This is a genomic window from Paenibacillus sp. FSL R5-0519 (assembly GCF_037974275.1).
In the GTDB taxonomy this organism is placed as follows: domain Bacteria; phylum Bacillota; class Bacilli; order Paenibacillales; family Paenibacillaceae; genus Paenibacillus.
The window spans coordinates 5,670,973-5,692,962 of sequence record NZ_CP150234.1 but is presented as its reverse complement, the minus strand read 5'-3'; the positions used below and the strand labels follow the sequence as shown (position 1 = coordinate 5,692,962).

Here is a 21,990-nt window from a genome sequence, read left to right as displayed (position 1 = left end):
CGTTCATTCTCCTCATGTATATCGCTTTAGTCAAAGTCCGTATCCTTCCAATCATTCATCGAAATAAGCAGAACCGTCATCCATGCTTTCTGTTTCAAGTATCGCACGTGGACCGGAATAAGTCGATTGAATACACAAAATTTGATATGAAATTGAGGTTAACTTGAATTTCAATTTATGGTCTTGAGGATTAAGCACCTTCTATAATTAATGATATTAAACTTGGGCGTCCCAAGTTGATTTACTGGAGGGAGATAGTACTCGTGAATGGTATTAGGGGTATACATCTGAGATGGGTGTTGTGGAGTATGGTCTTGCTTGTTGCACTGGTAATCAGCGGGTGTTCATCGGATGCTGCACCAGACCAGATTAGAGAAAAGACGCTTGGAGGGTCATCAAATGATGTCTTCGTCGGAGCGGTATGGCCTTTTGAGAAGCAGAATGAACAATTTCGTGAAGGGCTCCAGTTGGCGCTGGAACAGATTAACAAGGCGGGTGTTCTGGGAGGAAAGCAAATCAAATTGTTAGAGATGGACGATGGAGCTTCCACGACAAACGGTATGGCCATCGCTCAGCAATTCGCCGATAATCCCTCTGTTAGTGCAGTCATCGGACATCGGGGATCTGCTGTAACCGTACCTGCTTCACGTATTTATGCGAATGCAGGCATCGTACTGTTGTCTCCGGCATCGACATCGCCAAAATTGACCGATGTGAGCAGTCCTTATATTTTTAGGAATATACCGAATGATAATCAGATCGGGCAATCACTTGCCTTGTATGCTGCAGGTACGAAGCATCAGAATATTGCAATCTACTATACTGATGACGAGTATGGTAGAGGGCTCGCGAATGCTTTTGAACAACAGGCTACGTTATCCGGACAGAATGTGGTTGACCGTGTATCCGGTTATAAGGACGGAGCAGATATGATTCGGATCGTGAACAAATGGGAGACCCTGGACACAGATCTAATCATGGTAGCGACAAAGGTGGACGAAGGAATTACGTTTGTCAAAGCGATCCGTGCGGCGGGTATGAATACCCAAGTCATCGGCGGGGATGCGCTTGACTCTGCTGAATTTGCACAAGGTGGCGGGTCTGTAGAAGGGGTTATCGTTGCTTCCGTATATGATAACCAGGGGCAATCGACCATTAATCAGGATTTCCGATCCCTATACATTCAGAAATATGGAAAGGCACCAGACAAATGGGCAGCACAGGCTTATGATTCTCTGAAACTGCTCGCTGCGGGTATAGATGGAGCTGGCTCCCGAAGTCCGAAGGATATAGCAGAAGCTCTATCCAACCTGACGTCCTGGGAAGGGGTGACGGGTGAACACTTCTTCGATGCCCAGGGCGATGTTCAGGGAATGAGCATTGTGATGAAGAAGTTGCAGCAGGGCAAGTTTCAGATCCTGAAAGAGAAGCCCGATTCGGAAGATTCAGTGGAAGGTTCAGAACAGGGAGGTCAGGATGAATAATCAGGTTTTTCGAAAAGTAACCCTTGAGCGCCTATCTTCTCCTGAACAGCTGGATAATCTGGTACGAGTCACCTCTCCCCGTGGCTGGTTGATGCTCATCGGAGCAGGTTTAATTCTGGCAGCTGCACTGTATTGGGGAATATTCGGCACCATGATCACGAAGGCAGAAGGACAGGGGGTGTTGATTCGGCCGGGCGGCCTAAAAACAGTGCATACCTCTTCGGAAGGTGCAATCTCCGATATTGCTGTGGTGGAGAATGACACAGTTCAGCAAGGAGAGGTAATTGGCCGGATCGAGCAACCGGCATTGCTGGACCAGATCAGGCAAACGAAACTTTCCATCACGAATCTACAAAGTGCCTCATCCCGAGGTAAATCAGGGTCAGCAGCGGAGCTGAGCAAGTTAAGACAGCAGCAGGAACAACAGTTACTTAACTATGAATACCAGACACGAGTAGTCAGTCCTTACGCGGGAAAGGTTACCGAGGTGTTAGTCAAGAATGGAACGTATGTTGGTAAAGGAACGGAAATGTTCCGGATGGAGACCTATGGGTCCCAGACGGATGAATTAATAGGGGTTATGTATGTGCCAGTGAATCAAGGCAAACAGTTACTTCCGGGCATGGAAGTGCGGATCTCACCAAGTACCGTTAACCGTGAAGAATATGGCTCCATGATTGGGCAGGTTGTTTCGGTCTCCGAATTCCCGGTAACGTTACAGGAGTTACAGTCTACGCTGGGTAACGAGGGGCTTGTGGAGCAGATGGCTTCACAGGGTCTCTCACTGGAAGTTCGCGTTAATCTCTCACCTAACTACGAACTGTCGAGTGGGTATAACTGGACAACCAAACAGGGTCCCCCTGTGCGTCTGAATAGTGGAATGACGGTGGATGGAAGCATTATGGTTCATTCACAGCGGCCGATTTCAACCGTCATTCCCTATTTCAAATGATGAACCAACATAGCATAACAGGCACAGGGAGGAGAATGAAGTAGTGGTCCCAAGAAGAGTGAAAACGCCCACGGTGTTACAAATGGAAGCTGTAGAATGCGGAGCTGCTTCACTGTCGATCATACTTTCCTATTATAAAAGCTTCATTCCGCTAGAGGAGCTTCGGATATCCTGTGGAGTATCCCGTGATGGCAGTAAGGCGAACAATATTCTTAAGGCAGCAAGGCAATATGGAATGGAAGCCAAAGGATATCGCAAAAATCCGGAGGATCTGAGGAAAATGCCATGGCCGGTCATTATCCACTGGAACTTCAATCATTTTCTTGTATTGGAGGGCATTCAGAAGGATCGTGTGTTCCTCAATGATCCGGTTACGGGTCCGAGGGAGATCACCTTTGAGGAATTGGATCAGTCGTTTACGGGTGTAGTGCTGACGATGAAACCTGCTGAGGGATATGTCCCACAAGGAAAAACATCGAGTCTGCTCAGCTCTCTCTCCAGTCGAATCAAAGGCTCGGAGAGGGCACTGATCTATGTGATCATAACAGGCTTGTTTCTGGTTCTCCCCGGTCTGGTCATTCCGGTGTTCAGCAAAATCTTTATTGATCAGATCTTACTTGGTCATCTGAACGATTGGTTAATCCCATTGCTGATTGGGATGGGAATTACGGCACTGCTGCGGGCATTTCTGACGTGGTTGCAGCGCTATTACCTGCTAAGGCTGGAGATGAAGCTGGCTTTAAGCTCATCCAGTCGATTTTTCTGGCATGTACTCCGATTACCCATTGAATTTTTCTCCCAACGGCATAGCGGAGACATCGCATCGAGGGTTGCCATTAATGACAGGGTTGCGCAGTTGTTGTCTGGACAGCTGGCTGTCGCGGCACTGAATTGTGTCATGATCCTGTTTTATCTGCTCCTGATGTTACAGTACAGTGTATTGCTGACTGTGGTCACGGTTGGGATATCTCTGCTTAATATTCTATTCATGCAATTCATCACGCGAAAGCGCAACGATCAGAATCTGCGCCTGTTGCAGGAAAGCGGCAAGATGCAAGGTGTCTCCATGAATGGACTTCAGGTTATTGAGACATTGAAGTCCAATAGTTCTGAGTCCGATTTTTTCGCCAAATGGTCAGGTTATCAGGCAAAACTATTACAATCCAATCAGCAATTTGGCGTATCGAATCAATTTTTGATGTCTGTTCCCGTACTGTTAACCAGTCTAGGAGCTGTTTCCGTGTTGTTTTTTGGTGGTTTTCAAGTCATGGATGGGGTGCTAACTATTGGTTCGTTGGTTGCTTTTCAAAGTCTCGCTACAAGCTTCAATCAGCCTGTGAATGAGATGGTCATGCTGGCCGGAACGATTCAGGAGGCGGGAGGAAACATGAAACGTCTGGATGACGTGCTGCAATATCCGGTGGAACGTCAGATCCTATCGGATCTGGATGAAGCAACAGAAGCGAAGGATAACGCGAAATTATCTGGCCAGGTGCAGATCAGCAATCTGACGTACGGATACAGCAGGTTGGAAACACCGTTGATTCATCAGTTTAATCTGTCCATTCAGCCTGGCATGAAGGTGGCTTTGGTTGGAGGTTCGGGCAGTGGGAAATCCACGATCGCGAAGCTGATTGCCGGAATTTATGAACCGTGGGAAGGTGAGATTCGTTTTGATGATCTGCGTAGGGATGAGATTTCAAGGCATCGGATGGGCAATTCCCTGGCGGTTGTCGATCAGGAGATTGTACTGCTTGAGGGTACGATCAAGGAAAATATTACGTTTTGGGATGCGACGATTCCCGAGACCGATATCATTCGTGCAGCCAAGGATGCCGTAATTCATGATCACATCGCCGAACGAAGCGGTGGTTATGACCACATGATCTCGGAGAATGGTGGTAATTTTAGCGGCGGACAGCGGCAACGTCTGGAAATAGCTAGAGCTCTTTCGGGCAATCCATCGATTCTGATTCTGGATGAGGCGACGAGTGCACTTGATCCGGCAACGGAGAAATTGGTAGATCACAGTCTTCGGCGCAGAGGTCTGACCTGTATTACAGTGGCTCACCGTTTGAGCACCATCCGGGATGCAGATGAGATCATTGTATTGGAACGCGGGAAAATTATTGAACGGGGGACGCATACGTTTTTGATGGAGCAAAACGGATATTACACCCGTCTCATTCAGAGTCAGTAATAGGGGGGGCAGAAGGGGGTGGAAGTGTGGCAGAGCCAATCAGGCCGGATATGGATTTATTTTTTGCAAAGGTTGGAACGGGTCACGATGTGGAAGGAAATAACCCTGTTCTGATCACGGATGAGAATAGTGTATGGTATGTCGCTTCCGGTTACGTGGATGTATTCGCCGTAGTCATAGAAGGGGAGAACGCCGGGACAAGACATAAACGCCGTTATATATTCAGCCTGGATGAGGGTGCGCTCTTATTCGGATTTGACAATGATCAGATGGTGGAACGTATGGGATTGTTGCTGACAGCGTCTGTCGGTACAAAAGTGTTTCGGATGGACAGGTCGCTCTTCTTGAACGGCAGAGCGAACGAGCAGTGGGATAACGAGTGGCTGGCATCCAGGGTAGATCAGTGGATCGGCAGTTGGTCGGCATCACTGAATGTAAGGAATTTGCCGCTGGAATTCACGCTGTTGGAACCAGGAGAAGAACAGAATCTGGTCCCTAACCAGACCTGGAGACCCATGCATACTGTATGGGTTAAAGTGAAGGATGGCTCGGTATTGTGGGGGGGAGAACATACTGTTACTACAGAAGACGCCGCTTACATACCCGTAACATCTTCGGGCTGGCTGGAGACGCAACAAGCGGCTGTGATCGATGTAAAAGCAACGCAGTTCTGGTTACCCACAGATCCGTCACTTCACGGGTTATATGCCTTTCATCGCTTAATTGCCAGCAGGCTTGCAGTTGTCGTTGCCAAGGAGCGCTTACAGGAACAGAAACGCTTGCAACAGCGAACGGAGCATGATGATTCACTTATGGACCACGCGCTCAAAAAGCTGATGGCCGTTACCGGACCCGATGAGCAACAAGTCGTTTCCTTTTATTCTAACGATCCGCTCTACCCTGTAGGAAAGGTCGTTGGAGACTATGCTGGCATCGTGATAAAGCCTGTTACACGGAAATTAAAAAGCCAATTGAAGCGTTCGCCTGTTCAGGAGATGGCGGAAGCTTCCGGTGTGCGTTCCCGTCAGGTCGCACTTAAAGGGAAATGGTGGGAAGCAGACAATGGACCGCTTGTTGGATATCTGGAGAATTCAGGAGAGCCGATTGCGCTGATTCCGTCAGGGGCTAATTCATACCGATGGGAGAATCCATTAAGTAGGGAAAGTGGAATCGTTAATGCCGAAATGGCCGTGACGATACAGCCGATGGCATACATGTTTTATCGGCCTTTTCCTGCAAGGGAGCTAGGTCTCAGAGACCTTCTTCAGTTTGGTGCTCATCACTCGGTTCGTCGGGATCTTGTCATGGTGATTCTAATGGGGGCTTTGGCTGGATTACTAGGCATTATGGTACCGCTCGCTAGCGGTATTCTGGTGGATACCATTATTCCTGAGTCTTATCGAGGGCCGTTGGTACAGATGGCCTTTATCCTCATCGCGGTTGCATTATCGATTGCCTTGTTTCGCCTCGCAGGTTCACTTGCCGCTATGCGTTTGGAAGGGCGGGTGGAGAATGCGGTTCAGGCTGCTATCTGGGATCGATTACTGAATTTGCCGGTTTCGTTCTTCCGAAACTATTCAGCCGGAGATCTGGCCTCCAGAGCGGGGAGTATTAATGCGATCCGCCAATTGTTATCAGGTGCGGTAATCAGTTCGCTGCTAACGGGTGTATTCTCCATTTTTCAATTTGTTTTAATGTTCCGGTATAGCCCTGTTCTTGCCTTGGTGGCGGGTGGACTTGTCCTCATATCCATGTCATTTACCGTTACGATTGGTCTGTTACAGGTACGTTACCAGCGTCGGTTGCTGCAACTTCAGGGACAGATTGCTGGAACCGTACTTCAACTATTGAACGGAATGAGCAAATTTCGAATGGCTGCAGCGGAGAATAGGGCTTTCTTTTTGTGGGCCAGAGCATTCGCGGAGCAGAAAAAGTGGTCCTATAAGGTGCGTATGATGGATAACTTATCCAGTATGTTTCAATCCTTTTTCCCTTTGCTGACATCGATAGTGCTGTTCTACCTTGTGGTCTCCACCCATTCGGTAATGTCTGCAGGGCAGTTTATCGCATTCTTCGCTGCTTTTACCAGCTTCCTTATGGCTATGCTCGGAATGGCTACAGCGCTGTTATCAGTGGTAAATATTGTTCCATTATATGAACGGGCCAAACCCATCCTCAAAACATTACCCGAAATCCATGATCAGTTAGAAGATCCGGGTGAGGTAAGCGGAGCGATCGAGATTCGTCATATCCAGTTTCGGTATGAAGAGGATCAGGCACTTGTGTTGAATGATCTGTCGATGGATATCAAATCTGGACAATATGTAGCTTTTGTCGGTGCATCGGGCTGTGGAAAGTCTACGCTGATGCGATTGTTACTTGGTTTTGAACAACCGCAGAGCGGCTCTATTTATTTTGATGGCCAGGATCTGCGTTCTCTTGATATCAGCTTGCTTCGCAGTCAGTTCGGTGTGGTGTTGCAAAACAGTAAACTGATGTCCGGTGATATCTTCACGAACATTACAGGAACGTCCGCTCTTACGATTCAAGATGCTTGGGAAGCCGCAGCCATGGCTGGATTCGATGATGATATCCGCAGTATGCCAATGGGCATGCATACGGTGATATCTGAGGGTGGAGGTACCCTGTCTGGTGGACAACGGCAGCGATTAATGATCGCTAGAGCGATTGCCAAAAGGCCCAAGATTCTCTTTTTCGACGAAGCCACAAGTGCATTGGATAACCGGACACAGCGTGTTGTGAGCCAAAGTCTCAGCAAGCTTCAGGTGACACGGATTGTTATTGCTCACCGGCTTAGTACCATTACACAGGCGGATCATATCTATGTATTTGATAAAGGAAGAATTATCCAGTCTGGCACCTATCAGGAGCTGATGGAGCAGAACGGACTCTTTGCGGAACTTGCCAGCCGTCAGCTGGCATAAAATTTGAACTAAACTTGAAGTAACCTTGAGCGTTGCTTGAAACTGGGCTGTTATGCTGAATAAGGTAAGAAACCAAATCGATCTATTGGAGGAATACGTACATGAGTTGGACAGAAGAGCAGATTCAGGAGACGGTAAACGCAGTTATGGTTAAAGCAAGTTCGGATGCAGCATTCCGCGCATTGGCTGTGAGCGACATCTATGCAGCAATTCAGCAAGAAACGGGTCAAGAAGTACCACGTGAATTCAAAATTAATGTAGTGGACGGAACAGGATACCACGCAACAATTGTATTGCCGGAAGCACGGGGTGAGGCGGATGAGTTGACAGAAACCGAGCTGGAGTCTGTTGCTGGTGGTAGCAAGGATGGCGCAACTGATTTCTTCAATGGTGTTGGTAGTATTGCCGAGGATGCTGCAAGAGCAGCCATCCGTGTTGGAGAGAATGTTGGTAATTCTTACGCGAAATAGTTTTATCCATACTTATATTGAAATGTATTAAATGAATTGGAGTGCTGTCCACCTAACCAGGTGAGTGTAGCACTCCAAATTGCTTAGCACGAGCCAGATCGGTTGCTGTCTGAACAGGATTCAGTACAACAGCCCCTATGGCTACAAAGACAAACAAGAGGGTGCCTGCGTGTCAAGAAAGACAACTTTCTCATTGAAATGGATCAAATCGTTCTGGATGATTGTGCTCTGTATGGTGTCTGGAATCGCGGCAGGATTATACGTTCCTGAGTTGGCTCATGCGGTATCACGTTTTGGCGATCTGTACCTGTCCTTTCTGAAGATGTGTGTCATTCCCATTATGATGACCGCTATCATCTCCAGTATCGGCAGTCTGTTTATCCAGAGCGGAGCGATGAAAATGATTGCTCGCATGTGCATCGTGTATACACTGGCATTGATATTCTGTGGTGTGCTGGGACTCAGTCTTGGGGGAATCGGTCGTCCGGGTGCGGGGTTGCCAGAAGATTCCAAGCATGTACTTGGTGCTATTGTATACGATCTGAGCGCCGATATCGGTACCCTGTCCATCGAAGAGAAGCCGCAAGGTGTATTGTCGTTTTTGCTTAACATGATCCCATCCAATATATTCACAGCGCTGACGGAAAACAATACGCTGCAAATCTTGTTTTTTTCCGTGATCGTTGGGGTGGCAGTGGGCATGATGCGGACACCGCAGGGAGAAGATGTGCTGAAGATTGCTGATGTATTGTTTGGAGCCTTTCAAAAGGTGATTTCCTGGTCCATGTACGTATTGCCTTTTGCACTTTTCTGTATGATGGCAGGGCAATTCTCTAGGCTAAATATGGATATTTTGCCTGCCATGATGAAGTTGATCATGATGTTTTACATTTGCAGTATGATTCTAATTATTCTATCTGTTGTGATAATGGCTGTGACATTGCGGAAGCCTGTCCGGGTCATCCTGGCTGCGTTGAAGGATACGTTAATTCTGGCATTTGGTACACGTAATAGTATCGCTACTGTTCCGACTTGTATGCATGCGCTGAATATGAAGCTTCAGCAAGATTCACGTATCGTTCAATTAGTGGTACCCCTGGGTATGATCATGTGCCGATACAGTATGGTACTCGTGTACACGCTGGGCATCACCTTTACCGTCCAATTGTACGAATTCGAGTTCACGTTGTCACAGTGGATCGTGGTGCTTGCAGGGGCAGTGGTGATATCCATTGCAGGTGCAGGCTCCCCGGGTGTTGTCTCTATTGGCATGATTGCAATAATTGCGGGGATGCTTGATCTGCCTTACGAAGTCACCATCATTCTGCTCCTGGCTATGAATCCGATCATTGATCCCATCATTACGGCTGCGAATGTATCAATACAATGTCTAACAACTTCACTATTATCAGCCAGAAAGGAACATTATGATCACTATCAAACGGTTAACGCTCCAGAACAGGTTGAAGTATAAATCGTTCATGTTCCAGTGGTTATACAAACTGGTGGAGCTGAGCTTGAATGATTCGCTTGAATCCAATCGTTTCATGTTGATCGGGGCAGAGTCGGACGGTGTCCCCGTGGGACTGATTGTGCTTGAACGGCGAGATGGAGACGGGCATGCAGTCCTGCAGTGTATCTTCGTATCGAAGCAACGGCGCAGGCAAAAAATCGCTACACTCCTGCTCCGGGAAGCACGAAGCCTATGTGTGGAGAATCAACTGTCTGTGCTCTCCCTGAGTTATTACTCCGGCAAGTCTTCGACCGATACGATTGAAGCATTATTGCATAAGGAAGACTGGACACAGCCGCGATGTGAATCTGTCATTTTTCATATTCATCTTGGAAGCGGGATTGATCAGGCGGCTTGGCTAAGGGAAAGAGCCATACCCCATGGGCTGGAGTTATTTCTCTGGGCAGATCGGGAGGAAAGACAACTTAGACAATCCATTGAAGCAGGAGAGCTTGATTTCCCTTCATTTCTATCTCCGTTCAAAACCTTTGCTCCCCTGGAACCAAGCAACAGCTTTGGTATTCAATCCACTCAAGAAATTCAGGGTTGGTCGTTGACGTATCGACTGGACGAGGACACGATTTTGTATGATGCACTATATATTGCGCCGGAATATCAACAGTTCGGTTTGGCTTTTCAGATGCTGGGCAGATCGATCCGCGTCCAAACGGAAGCAGGTATCCCTCACGCGATGTTCACGGTTAACCACAGTACACCAGTCATGATGAAGCTTGCCCGGCAGTGGCTTGCACCTTATTCATGGAAGACGAGTGAGAAACGAAGCTGTTACATTCGATTGTAATAAGGAGAGGAGGACGAGTATGAGAGACAGAGAGAACACCAACACCAAGGATCGTATTGTAATTACAGGGATGGGCGTATTATGTGCACTCGGCGATCATCCGCAGATGGTGTATGAACGCATGTTTGCTGCCGAGACCGGAATTCGGGAAGTCACACGCTTCAACACGGATAAGCTGCAGAGTTCACTTGCAGGTCAGTTGGAGGATTCCATCCGAGAGGCGGCACTCTCAGGCACAGCGGAGCAATCTATGGACTTGTGTGCACGTTATGCGATTGCTGCTGCGAGAAAAGCGCTCTTGGATAGTGGCCTTTCGATAAAACATACGGATGACATGAAGCAACACAATAGGGCGAAAGGAACCGGCCGCAAGCCATCCGTGACACCTGCGCGGATCGGGCTCACGCTGGGGACGTGTAACGGTGGGGTTCTGTCCTTGGAAGAACAGTGGAACCTATCTGAGCTGGACGTCGATCATACCTCCCAATACCCATTTTATCAGCAAGGCGATGATACAGCGCGCGTACTGGGGGTAGAAGGACCAGTTGCCACATTAAATACGGCATGTGCTGCTAGTGGTAATGCCATAGGCTATGCAAGTGATCTCATTCGTTGGGGATATGCCGATGTGATGCTCGCTGGTGGATCTGACCCGTTGTCGCATAGTGTATATGCCGGATTTAATGTACTCCGTGCACTGAATTCACGTCCCTCTTCCCCTTTCAGCACCCAATATGGATTGAACCTGGGAGAAGGTGCAGCCTTTGTTGTATTGGAGAGACTGGATGCTGCACTCGAACGCGGTGCAACGATATACGCCGAATTATGTGCCTACGGATTGAGCAACGATGCTCATCATATGACGGCTTCTCACCCGGAAGGTGCAGGCATACAACATGCAGTGGATATGGCGATCAGCCTTGCCGGAGTACCCAAAACGGATATTGAATACGTAAACGCACACGGAACCGGAACACAGGCCAATGATCGCGCTGAAATTAGTGGTCTGCAGAGTAGTTTCGGGCCCGATATGACGATTCCTGTAAGTTCAAGCAAAACCTATTTTGGTCATACACTAGGTACTTCTGCGGCATTGGAGCTGGTTACCTCGCTCTACGCCATCCGGCAAGGATATGCTCCGGCTACGCTTCATTTTGAAGAACCTCGCGAAGGCTGTGAGGAAGTGGATATCATTCAACATTTAATGCGCCCCATGCACCCGGAATATATGATATGCAACAATTCTGGGTTCGGGGGACATAATGTTTCGCTCGTACTGCGTACGAATGGAATTGAAGAAGAGTGGCATTCGAGTGCACAGGATACTGAACGTGAGAATTCATATGAATTGCATCAGGGTGAAACAGTCTCCAGACGACGTGTTGTCATTACTGGGATGGGTTCCGTTAGTAAAGGGGATATGCGAAAGGGCAGCGTACTCCCTGCGTTAGCAAATGACGACAGACTGGTGACTGAAACATCTTTATTTTCTTTAAAAGATTACGATAAGAGCAGATATGAGCGCAGAATGAACCAGCTTACACAGAATACGATTGGTGCGGTCCTTGCGGCGATGGAGGATGCAGCAATGAGCGAGTCTGAGCGGGAACATATTGGCTTTATCTATGGTACAGCACGAGGAAGCACGAGCAGTATTTCGAACTTTCTGGAGTCTGTATTTGTCAAAGGACCAGAGTATGCGAGTACGATCTATTTCCCGCATACGGTCATTAATTCAATCGCCGGTCAGACAGCCGAGAAATTGAAATTCAAAGGATTCAATAGCTCCTTCAGCACAGGAGGCAATGAAGGAGTGACTGCTGCGCTGTATGCAACCGGCAAGATCCGAGAGGGGGCCCTGACTTCTTGTCTGATTGGTGCAGGGGATGAACGCTCCCAGCTTACAGAGGATATCGACCGGGCTAAAGGATTGAAGAATAGCCGTTACGATATGAGTGAAGGAAGTGTCTGTATGGTACTCCGTGATCTGGAAGAAGCTGTTCAGTCCCGATCCGGGATCTATGCGGAACTAAGTGGACTCGGTGTTGCTTTTGGAACAACGCAGAACGGTGCAAAGCAGGGAGAGACGTTGATCAGAGCTGTTGCCGATGCACTTCATGAAGCTGGAGCCAACATGGAGCAGATGGATCTGATTTTGCTCAATTCAGTGGGACGTCCTGGCGAATTGGAGTTAGAGCAGAGCGCCATCTCTTCGATGGGCAAAGGCGAGGCTGCACAATCTGTGCCAATCATTACCCTTAATGCGTGTACTGGCTATGGGGAATCGTACAGTTCGATGTTACATCTCGCGGCGGCCACAGAACTTGTGAGTCTGGGAGCAGCGAGTGAACTTGCCAAAGGAACCTACGCCCATTTTGGCTTGCCTGAGTGCACCTCTGCGTATCGGCATATTTTGACCATCAGCTCTACCGTTAACGGCAGTTATTCTGCTGCCGTTGTCAGTAGCATCGCTGAGTGAATACCGTCAGACTAAAATCCAAGGAGGTTTATACATATGACAAATGATTACGAGGTAGAAATGGATGAGATCAAACAGACAATCAAACAGACGTTGTTAATTGATCGACTCAAATTGGAAGACATCACCATAGAGGAAATTACGGATGATATGATTTTATTCGGTGAAGAACTGGGACTGGACTCTGTAGAGGCGTTCGAGGTTATGGTTGGCATGGAGGAAGTGTACGGTGTGATGGTCGAGGACCTTCCCGCGACGGAATTGAAGATTCATCTGAAAAATGTGCAGTCTATTGCGGAACTGATTATGGTCAGAAAGACCAAAGGACTGAGAGATCAATGAGCTTTAGTGATCACGTCGTTGTAGTTACAGGTGTATCACGTGGCATAGGCAGGGCCATAGCGCTGAGGTTCATTGCGAAGGGAGCCATTGTAGCAGGCATTTATGTCAAGGACGATGCCGCGGCGGATGAGTTAACAGCAGAGGTAGGTGCAGCTGGTGGTCAGATGCTGTTGTTTAAAGGCTCGGTTGCGGATCATGCTTTTGTAGCGAATGTGATGAAAAAGGTGTTTGATACATTTGGGCGTATCGATGCCTTGATCAATAATGCCGGAAGAACGAGCGACCAGATGGCACTGCGGATGGAAGAGGAGCAGTGGAATGAGGTGCTGGACACCAATTATGTTGGCGCCTGTTATTGTTCACAGGAAGCTGTTAGATACATGGTTCTTCAGAACAGGGGAAGCATCATCAACCTGGCATCCGTGAGCGGCATATATGGCCGGGAAGGGCAGTGTAATTATGCAGCATCCAAAGGTGCTTTGATGGGGCTGACGAAGTTGTATGCCCGTCTGTATGCTTCGCACAACATTCAGGTCAGTGCCGTTGCACCAGGTATGATTGATACCGAGATGACGGGGGAAGTGTCGCAAGAGAAGCTGAATGATTTTTTGCGTCACACCCTGACCGGAAGGCAAGGATCTGTAGAAGAGGTAGCTGATGCAGTGGTATACCTTGCAGGACCGGCGGCGAGTTATCATACCGGACAGACGTTAAAGCTGGATGGGGGATTTTTGCGTTAAGTCTGAACCTTAATTGAAATGAAATTAAAGGGAGGGGAAGCTGGTGAAAACCGCATATGTACATCATGCAGAGAGTATAGCTGTGCAGGTGATGGCTGTACATTTGTTACAGCGTGGCCTGCAGGTTACAGCAAGCTTTGCCACAGTGAAACAGGCAGAGAAGTTTCATTCCGAGCTGTCTGTACACGACCAGAATAACTGCCAGATCATCGTTGCACCTGATATACAGCTAAAGGATGTTGAATCCCTACTGTCAGCATCTGCTGAGCATATGCAAGGGCTCGACTTCTACATCCATGGCAGTAGCTGGACTGATGAACAGGTAGAACTTGAAGGGGACCCGTTGGCCTTTGCCCTGACTAGCCAGCGTCAGTTGAGTGAACTTTTTCTATATACACGTGCTGCGGGGAATATCATGGCACGTAAACAGAAGGGGCAGATGGTTATACCTATGCTGGCAGATATGCTGCATTATAGTGGATTTCCTTCTTCCCCGGTATATAATCAGGGTGCGCTGGCTTATGCCAAAAGTTTTGCCAAAGAGATGACGCCTTTTCGAGTTGCAGTTAATACATTGACGTGGGGCTTCTACTGTGCGGAGAACCACATGAATGCAGGACGGAATCGCAGAAAGATTTATGATATGTATACCTTAAAACCTGCTGTGCCTGAATTGGAAGAACTTATACAGGGTCTAGGCTTGTTACTTGACTATGGTCAGGGAATGAGTGGTCAAAATATAACGTGGGGTTACGGTATTCCGTCTGTGCTCTGATACGGTCTGAGACAATACGGCTTCCGTAATCTTTGAAAGAGGAAGAAGATGGAATATCAACAGAATAAAGACGATCCGGATCAGGAGCTGCTGGAAGAAGAGCTGGAAGAGGTTGTCGGTGGGTTGGCAACTGTTTCAATTGCGCGTTGCAAAGTCTGTCATATTCGAATTGCCGTGTATGAGATGAGCGTATGCGCAGCTTGTTTTCGCAAGACCCAGGTTCCACTTGCAGGGGAAGGGGCTAACCATGATTAGGAGATATGGTCGGCTGACCTTTTTTCTGTTGTTCACATTAACCATAGGACTTATGATTTCGTCCTGTACAAGCGTGATGCGAGGTGTTGAACCCACTAAAACAAGTTCGCAAATGGAGACGATTCAGTTTCCAACATCAAAGGAAGCTTACATCGCAGCGGCTAAGGGAAGTGAGCCAAGAGTCTATACTCCGGAACAGTTAGAAGGATATCCCCAGGACATCCGGGATATTTTGAGCAGGGGCAAGCTGCGAATTGGATTGAAGGTGGAGGACAGCTATCCGTTCTTTTACACCGATGAAGAAGGTATATTGCGCGGGAGCGATGTTGAGCTTGCCAACGACATCGCTTTTAAACTCGGGGTAAAACCGGAATATATCCGAACGGCCGCTTCTTTTGATGAGGTGATTGATCAGGTGTCTTCCGGGGATGTGGACGTTGGCATTTCCAAATTGAGTATCACCCTGGAGCGGGCAAAGCGAGTTCTGTTTTCGGATGCCTATCTACATTTTAAACAAGCACTGCTCATTAACCGTCTTGAACTTGCGGAACTCGGTCAAAATGGCGAATATCCGGATGTGCTAACGTTGCTTCAGCAACACGGAACACAGATCGGCATTGTGCGAGGGACGTCTTACGTAGGCTTTACACGCGAACTTTTCCCCATGCAAGAACAGACTGCCTACAACAATACTTCCGAATTGTTTGATCATGTACGGCAAGGCGAAGTGATTGCTGCTGTCTATGATGCTTTTGAAATCTCACGTTATCTGAATCAACATCCGGCCTACTCTCTTGACCTTCAATATGTGCAGCTAGAGGATCAGGATGACGACATTGCGATCGCCGTTGATCCGCGGAGCATTCATCTTTATCAGTGGATCAATACGTATCTTCACATGCAGGAGAAGAACATTCAGCGCTGGCTTGAAAACTATGGCATTTGAACAACAGGGGTTGTGCTATGATACATGGGTGGGCCATATAGTGGACTTTTTAATTCATTAATAAGGGAGGAAATTAGCGGTGGGACTTCCATGAAAAAACATATATCCTATCTGTATTTCATCTTTCCGATTGTTTTGTTTTTTCTGATTCTCACTGTACTGATTTTGTTTCAATCGCCTCCCAGTCCCAATAAGCAGCAAGTTAAGGATGGTCATCTATCCATAACTCATGAATCCCTAATCTCTGCCCAAGGGAGCCAGTTGGATGGGATGTGGGCATTCTATTGGGAGCAATTACTGGAGCCCAAGGATTTTGCTAGTGGCCATACGGGTCCGATAAGTTACATTAATGTTCCAACATCTTGGGGGGATGATGAAATCAATGGGCAGAAGCTTGGTAATACGGGCTTTGCCACGTATCGTCTGGTGGTAGATTTACCAGACCGAGATATAACGTTGGGATTGCTAACCTCGGGGATAACTTCCGCACACCGATTGTGGATTAATGGCAAACTGGTATCGGAAAATGGGATTGTGGGACGTACGTTACAGGAATCTTCTTCCTATAAGGTGCCTGCTCTGATCCGAATGGAGGCAGGGCAGACCCAAGCTGATATTGTCATTCAAGTTTCGAACTATACACATCGAAAAGCGGGTCTGTTTGGCTCTCTAACGATTGGTGAGTATAATCAACTGAATCAATCCATGAAATACAAACTGGTATCCGAGAGCATGATTATTGGCTGCATGTTGATTATGGGGCTCTACCATATCCTGCTGTATACACTGCTGAGCAAAAATTGGGAGTCTCTGTATTTTGGTCTGATCTGTATTCTGCTAGCCATGAAGAACGGCTCTGATTCCCAATACATTTTATCAGAGCTTATTCCGGGAATGAGTGGTGATATGTTCCTTAAGATTGAGTATTTAGGCTTCTTGGGCAGCGCGCCACTCTTTCTGCTTTTTTGTTACTCCATTTTTCCCAATGAAATGTCCAAACGATTGCGTAATATATTATGTATTCCAGGGTGGCTGTTAACTTTATTTATCCTGTTTACACCTGCTCAGGTATACACGAAGATTGCGTTGTTCATGCAGGCATACGCCATTTTGCTCGGGTTTGTGATCATTCAATATGTGGTCCGAGCTGCTATGAAAAATGTTGCTGGTGCGCGCTGGATGCTGGCAGGTACTGTAGTATTCTTCATTACTGTAGTGAATGATATTTTAATGAATAACGGTATAATTAGAACAGGGATCTACTTCTCGTACGGTCTCCTCTTTCTCATTCTCTGCCTTTCAATTGTTGTATCAACCCGATTTTCCAATGCCATGAGAACCAATGAACGATTGTCTTCGCGTCTACTTGATTTGGATCGGGTTAAAGATGAGTTTCTTGCGAATACCTCTCACGAGCTTCGTACGCCGCTCAACGGAATTATCGGGCTTACGCAGTCATTACTATATAGCTTGAATGACCAGTTGGAAGATAGCCAACGAATGCATCTGAACATGATCGTTTCAAGTGGTCAGCGTATGTCCTTTCTGATTAACGATATTCTGGATTATGCACTTCTTAAAAATAACGATATACGTCTGCATCGAACCCCAATAAATCTGCACCAATTGGTCGAGGTAGTCCTCACCGTAGTTAAACCGCTCATTACAGGCAGGGATCTTATATTACACAATCGAATTGATCCTCAATTTCCACCGATTGAAGCAGATGAGAATCGAATGCAGCAAATTTTGTTTAATCTGATCGGCAATGCGATCAAGTACACGCCATCAGGTCATATTGTGATTCGTGCACAGGTTGTGCAGGGTGATGTGGAAATTCAGGTAGAGGATACGGGGATTGGCATACCGGAGGATAAATTTGCAGTCATTTTCAATCCATTCGAGAAGCTAGAATCCATTGATAACACGGGGACCGGACTTGGGCTAAAAATCACCAAGCAACTTGTCGAGTTGCATGGAGGAGAAATTAAGGTACAGTCAAAAGTGAATCAGGGCTCCCTTTTCTCGTTCACGATCGGGCAGCATAAGAAGAATACTTCATTTGCGTTATCGGTTAAGCATAACAATGAATTTATTCAGAACGGTGTAAACACCCTTAGTTCTATTACAGGACTGGAGATAGCCAGTTCACATCATCTTAATGTCGAAGTCAGTTCCGGGGAAGAATCGGAGGTACAACCTTATCACGTGTTAATTGTGGACGATGAACCCGTTAACCTGCAAGTGGTGATTCAGCAGCTTGCCCCACTAGCTTGTGTATTTGAAATTGCGAACAGTGGAACTGAGGCACTTGCGCGTTTAAATGAAATGCAGGATATCGATCTGGTGATTACGGATATGATGATGGTTGGTATGTCGGGATATGAACTATGCGGATTGATCAGGGAGCGTTACAGCCTAATGGAGTTACCTATTCTGATTATGACAGCGAACAATAGAGATGACACGATTACAGCTTGTTTTGCTGCTGGAGCCAATGATTATATTTCAAAACCGATTGGACGCAATGAACTCATAAGCCGTGTACGTACACTGTTGTTGTTAAAAAGATCTGCTCAAGAGTTAAGTCTGAATGCACAGCAACTTGCAGAACTGAATCAGCAGTTATCCGAGTTGAATATCAACCTGGAGTATCGTATTCAGGATCGTACGGTAGAGCTGGAGCAGAAAAATAAGGATCTGGGCCGTCTGGAATTGTCACGCAGACGATTGCTGAGCGATATATCCCATGAACTGCGCACACCGATGACAGCAATTCAGGGTTATGTGGAGGCGATTGTATCCGGGTTGGTGGATGACAAAGAGGACCAAAAAGTATATCTGCAAATGGTCTTAGTGAAGGCTCTGGGATTGAATCGTCTGATTCATGATCTATTCGAGCTGTCCCGACTGGAATCTGGCAAGTCTGAAATGATCTTAATGATGATGAGCTTGCAGGAGTTCATGGATACCATTCAGGACAAATTCAGGCTGGATATTACACGTGCCAATCTGAGCTATGAGTTTCAGATGGACATTCCTACTGCTCAGCTAAGGGATTATCAAGTCGTGATCGATATGGATCGTATTACCCAGGTGTTGACGAATCTGGTGTTTAACGCGATTCAGCATACAGATGCGTATGGGATGATCCGTCTCCATTGTTCCATTGAGGAATGGGAAGGTGACAGTGACAATGAATCGCCGGGACAACTCACGATTCGTGTGGAGGACAATGGAGCAGGTATTATGGAAGAGTCACTTCCCTTTGTATTTGATCGCTTTTTCCGTGAGAAACACAATCGGCATGTGGTTCAGGGCAGTGGTGTTGGACTTGCGATTGCGAAGGAAATCATCCAATATCATGATGGGAACATATATGTAGAAAGTGTGGTCGGAAAAGGGAGTTCCTTTTATTTCACGCTGCCTCTGTATGTTTTGGATTAGGGGAATGACAAGGCTTTACAGGCAAGTAAGCCAGAAACGGGTGGTGTTCAACAGGAAAAACGAGTACTCAGGGTTCATCCTGGTTCTCGTTTTTTTTGTTTGTTTTGCATGGAGCGCCTTGAGCGGCGATATTCATTTGCTAGTTTGATGATAACATTCGAGATACTGGTTGAGATTGATGTCGTTAGAACACATTTTACAGTTTCTCTACATGTTGAATGGCTATCAACACGGAATGAATTAAAGCAATTATTCCCATAGGGTAGATCAATGATCTGGAGAACCCGTTTTTAAATTCATTTCGAGGATGTTTTTCAAAAAAGAAGTGTAATACGGTATGTATGATGAAAAAGATATCCAGAACCCAAAATATAATGGTCTGATACGAGCTAAAAAGAAGAGAGAGGATGATGGTGTACATCGGCAAGTGAATCCAGGTGAAATACCTGTAGGCTTTATCATCTTTCATATCTTTTAATACAATAAACAATTTCCACTCGGACCGCCTGATCGCATCCATTTCATGAAGCAGGAATAGAGAAAGGTTAAACAAAAATAAGACCAGTAAGAAGTCAGGCATGTGAAGCCTCCTATTTATCAATTTTATACAAGCAGATCGATAACGACAAGTCGCCATAATACCCAAAGTTACAATACGTGAGCTGTCCATAGGGGTTCCAGTGACCTCCCTGTAGAGTCAGGGAAAAGGAAGTCTGGCGCTATGATTACACAACACTGCGATGAATTGTTGAATCAGTTGTCTGCCATATTCATTAAGCGGTTATCCTATACCTATATGTGTAGTGAATCCGTTTCCTCACATTCCTTGTTGTATTTCTGTGGCACATCTCGTACAATTTGATGAAGCAATTCTGCATTGCGTTAATGTGAATGTGAAAATTAAATAATTACATCAAGAAGCTGTACACAAGAAAAGGGGAGAATCGCTTGGAATCAAAGCAACTATCTAGAGGGCTAAAGCCCCGCCATGTTGAGCTGATTGCACTCGGAGGTACAATCGGCGTTGGCTTGTTCATGGGATCGGCGAGTACGATCAAATGGGCAGGGCCGTCCGTGCTGCTGGCCTATTTGCTGGCCGGTATCATTATCTTTTTTGTCATGCGTATTATGGGGGAAATGCTGATTCAGGAGCCGGTCACGGGTTCGTTTGCGACATTTGCTCACAAATATATTAGTCCGCTTGCCGGATTCCTCACCGCCTGGAGTTATTGGTTCCTGTGGGTTACAGTTGGAATGGCGGAAGTTACGGCAATTGGCATCTATGTCGGGTATTGGTTCCCGGATATTCCGCAGTGGCTGCCGGCACTTGCCGGGGTGCTCATCATTGCGGCGGCGAATCTGGCGGCTGTGAAGTTCTATGGGGAATTTGAATTCTGGTTTGCGATGATCAAAGTAATGGCTATTGTAGCCATGATCGTGATCGGAACGGGGCTGATCTTCTTCGGATGGGGGAATGGGGGGCAGCCAATCGGGCTGTCGAATCTGTTCAGTCATGGTGGCTTCTTCCCTGGAGGCATCAAAGGTTTCCTCTTCGCACTGTGTATCGTCACGGCTGCGTATCAGGGGGTGGAGATGGTCGGTATCACAGCAGGCGAAGCGGAGAATCCGAAACACACCTTGCGTAAAGCGATCAAAAATATCGTGTGGCGTATTCTTATTTTCTACGTCGGTGCCATATTTGTCATCGTAACCTTGTACCCGTGGAATGAGGTAGGCGAGACGGGCAGTCCGTTTGTGCTCACCTTTGCCAAGGTCGGCATTGTTGCTGCAGCGGGAATTATCAACTTTGTGGTGCTCACGGCGGCCATGTCGGGATGCAACAGCGGGATCTACAGTGCAGGACGGATGCTGTACACGTTGGCTGAGAATGGGCAGGCACCTGCCTTTTTCAAAAAGCTGTCCAAAGGTGGGGTTCCCCGCAACAGTATCGTCATTACGATCTCCTTGTTGTTAATCGGAGTTGTACTGAACTACCTGATGCCAGACTCCAAGCTATTCCTGTACATCTATAGCGCAAGTGTTCTTCCGGGCATGGTTCCATGGTTCGCGCTGGCGTTCAGTCAGTTCAGATTCAGAAAGCGCTGGGGCAAAGAGATGGCGGATCATAACTTCAAGTCCAAATGGTTCCCGATCAGCAATTACATTATTATTGTGTATCTAATCCTCGTCATTATCGGTATGGCGTTTAACCCGGATACGCGCTTGCCTCTGATTGTGGGAGCTACGTTCATGGCTATCGTGGTGGCTGGATATTTCGCATTTGGCATCGGAAAAAGACAACGCATAGATGGCGGCAAAGATCGCTAATCTAATATTCAGTAACCAACTTATATCGTAATATCATACGTGCATTCCTTGAAATGACTGGAGAACCTGCGGGTGATTCAGCATCATTCAGGGAGTGCTTTTTTTATCTGGAAATACATGTTTGATATAAAACTCTCCAATCTCCTTAGATTCTAAGCCAGGCAGTTGCCAACGAAAATGAGGCAGGTCCAGTTTAAATTTGGCCAATCTCGGTTACAAAGAAAAGAGTGAAACTTTTAAGAAAACAATATAAAAAATAAACTTTAAATTTACACACTCTATTTAAATTGAACTTATTTTCTACACAATAAC

Annotated in this window: 16 protein-coding genes; 15 read left to right on the top strand and 1 reads right to left on the bottom strand. The window is 46.8% G+C overall.

Features of this window, described 5'->3' with window-relative positions; all coding sequences use genetic code 11:
• Window positions 1–263 precede the first annotated feature (263 nt).
• The 14 genes from MKY73_RS25575 (at window position 264) to MKY73_RS25510 (ending at window position 19,350) form a co-directional block, all read left to right on the top strand.
• On the top strand, window positions 264–1,484 hold the full coding sequence (locus MKY73_RS25575; protein ID WP_339304071.1) for an ABC transporter substrate-binding protein: 1,221 nt from the start codon (window positions 264–266) through the stop codon (window positions 1,482–1,484).
• On the top strand, window positions 1,477–2,436 hold the full coding sequence (locus MKY73_RS25570; protein ID WP_339304069.1) for an NHLP bacteriocin system secretion protein: 960 nt from the start codon (window positions 1,477–1,479) through the stop codon (window positions 2,434–2,436). Before MKY73_RS25575 ends, MKY73_RS25570 begins: the two co-directional genes overlap by 8 nt.
• Window positions 2,437–2,479: 43 nt before the next feature.
• Window positions 2,480–4,636 (top strand): NHLP family bacteriocin export ABC transporter peptidase/permease/ATPase subunit, encoded by a 2,157-nt coding sequence (locus MKY73_RS25565; protein ID WP_339304067.1) that lies wholly within the window; start codon window positions 2,480–2,482, stop codon window positions 4,634–4,636.
• A 26-nt stretch (window positions 4,637–4,662) separates the two neighbouring features.
• Complete coding sequence (locus MKY73_RS25560) at window positions 4,663–7,581, top strand: NHLP bacteriocin export ABC transporter permease/ATPase subunit (protein WP_339304065.1); 2,919 nt, start codon at window positions 4,663–4,665, stop codon at window positions 7,579–7,581.
• 101 nt (window positions 7,582–7,682) lie between these two features.
• Entirely contained in the window at window positions 7,683–8,051 is a 369-nt protein-coding gene (locus MKY73_RS25555; RefSeq protein ID WP_339304063.1) for a hypothetical protein, read from the top strand.
• Between the two features lie 169 nt (window positions 8,052–8,220).
• Window positions 8,221–9,525 (top strand): cation:dicarboxylase symporter family transporter, encoded by a 1,305-nt coding sequence (locus tag MKY73_RS25550; protein WP_339304061.1) that lies wholly within the window; start codon window positions 8,221–8,223, stop codon window positions 9,523–9,525.
• Window positions 9,479–10,366: a GNAT family N-acetyltransferase gene (locus MKY73_RS25545; RefSeq protein WP_339304059.1), complete on the top strand. Its 888-nt coding sequence runs from the start codon at window positions 9,479–9,481 to the stop codon at window positions 10,364–10,366. The genes MKY73_RS25550 and MKY73_RS25545 overlap by 47 nt, the downstream gene beginning before the upstream one ends.
• Window positions 10,367–10,385: 19 nt before the next feature.
• Window positions 10,386–12,845, top strand: coding sequence for a beta-ketoacyl-[acyl-carrier-protein] synthase family protein (locus tag MKY73_RS25540; protein ID WP_339304057.1), 2,460 nt, complete (start codon window positions 10,386–10,388; stop codon window positions 12,843–12,845).
• A 36-nt stretch (window positions 12,846–12,881) separates the two neighbouring features.
• Window positions 12,882–13,187 carry a phosphopantetheine-binding protein gene (locus MKY73_RS25535; protein WP_339304055.1) on the top strand — a complete coding sequence of 102 codons (306 nt, stop codon included), beginning with the start codon at window positions 12,882–12,884 and terminating at the stop codon, window positions 13,185–13,187.
• Window positions 13,184–13,927, top strand: a complete 744-nt coding sequence (locus MKY73_RS25530; RefSeq protein WP_339304053.1) for an SDR family oxidoreductase — start codon at window positions 13,184–13,186, stop codon at window positions 13,925–13,927. Before MKY73_RS25535 ends, MKY73_RS25530 begins: the two co-directional genes overlap by 4 nt.
• A 43-nt stretch (window positions 13,928–13,970) precedes the next feature.
• Window positions 13,971–14,702 (top strand): SDR family oxidoreductase, encoded by a 732-nt coding sequence (locus tag MKY73_RS25525; RefSeq protein WP_339304052.1) that lies wholly within the window; start codon window positions 13,971–13,973, stop codon window positions 14,700–14,702.
• A 48-nt stretch (window positions 14,703–14,750) separates the two neighbouring features.
• The gene (locus MKY73_RS25520; protein WP_339304050.1) at window positions 14,751–14,957 is read left to right on the top strand and encodes a hypothetical protein; all 207 of its coding nucleotides are present in this window, start codon (window positions 14,751–14,753) and stop codon (window positions 14,955–14,957) included.
• A complete protein-coding gene (locus tag MKY73_RS25515; protein ID WP_339304048.1) occupies window positions 14,950–15,903 on the top strand; it encodes an ABC transporter substrate-binding protein in 954 nt (317 codons plus the stop codon). The genes MKY73_RS25520 and MKY73_RS25515 overlap by 8 nt, the downstream gene beginning before the upstream one ends.
• A gap of 90 nt (window positions 15,904–15,993) precedes the next feature.
• Window positions 15,994–19,350, top strand: coding sequence for an ATP-binding protein (locus tag MKY73_RS25510; protein WP_339304046.1), 3,357 nt, complete (start codon window positions 15,994–15,996; stop codon window positions 19,348–19,350).
• Window positions 19,351–19,546: 196 nt separating this feature from the next.
• Here the strand turns inward: MKY73_RS25510 and MKY73_RS25505 are convergent, their stop codons facing one another.
• A complete protein-coding gene (locus tag MKY73_RS25505; protein WP_339304043.1) occupies window positions 19,547–19,930 on the bottom strand; it encodes a DUF6713 family protein in 384 nt (127 codons plus the stop codon).
• 368 nt (window positions 19,931–20,298) lie between these two features.
• Here MKY73_RS25505 and MKY73_RS25500 point away from each other — a divergent pair, with 368 nt between their 5' ends.
• Window positions 20,299–21,678, top strand: a complete 1,380-nt coding sequence (locus tag MKY73_RS25500; protein WP_339304041.1) for an amino acid permease — start codon at window positions 20,299–20,301, stop codon at window positions 21,676–21,678.
• The last annotated feature ends 312 nt before the right edge of the window (window positions 21,679–21,990 follow it).

Bases quoted from the DNA above. Each gene is read 5' to 3' on its own strand.
- MKY73_RS25515 (WP_339304048.1), top strand. From the start codon at position 14,950: ATGATTAGGAGATATGGTCGGCTGACCTTTTTTCTGTTGTTCACATTA.
- MKY73_RS25545 (WP_339304059.1), top strand. From the start codon at position 9,479: ATGATCACTATCAAACGGTTAACGCTCCAGAACAGGTTGAAGTATAAA.
- MKY73_RS25535 (WP_339304055.1), top strand. From the start codon at position 12,882: ATGACAAATGATTACGAGGTAGAAATGGATGAGATCAAACAGACAATC.
- MKY73_RS25530 (WP_339304053.1), top strand. From the start codon at position 13,184: ATGAGCTTTAGTGATCACGTCGTTGTAGTTACAGGTGTATCACGTGGC.
- MKY73_RS25520 (WP_339304050.1), top strand. From the start codon at position 14,751: ATGGAATATCAACAGAATAAAGACGATCCGGATCAGGAGCTGCTGGAA.
- MKY73_RS25505 (WP_339304043.1), bottom strand. From the start codon at position 19,930: ATGCCTGACTTCTTACTGGTCTTATTTTTGTTTAACCTTTCTCTATTC.
- MKY73_RS25570 (WP_339304069.1), top strand. From the start codon at position 1,477: ATGAATAATCAGGTTTTTCGAAAAGTAACCCTTGAGCGCCTATCTTCT.
- MKY73_RS25510 (WP_339304046.1), top strand. From the start codon at position 15,994: ATGAAAAAACATATATCCTATCTGTATTTCATCTTTCCGATTGTTTTG.
- MKY73_RS25555 (WP_339304063.1), top strand. From the start codon at position 7,683: ATGAGTTGGACAGAAGAGCAGATTCAGGAGACGGTAAACGCAGTTATG.
- MKY73_RS25540 (WP_339304057.1), top strand. From the start codon at position 10,386: ATGAGAGACAGAGAGAACACCAACACCAAGGATCGTATTGTAATTACA.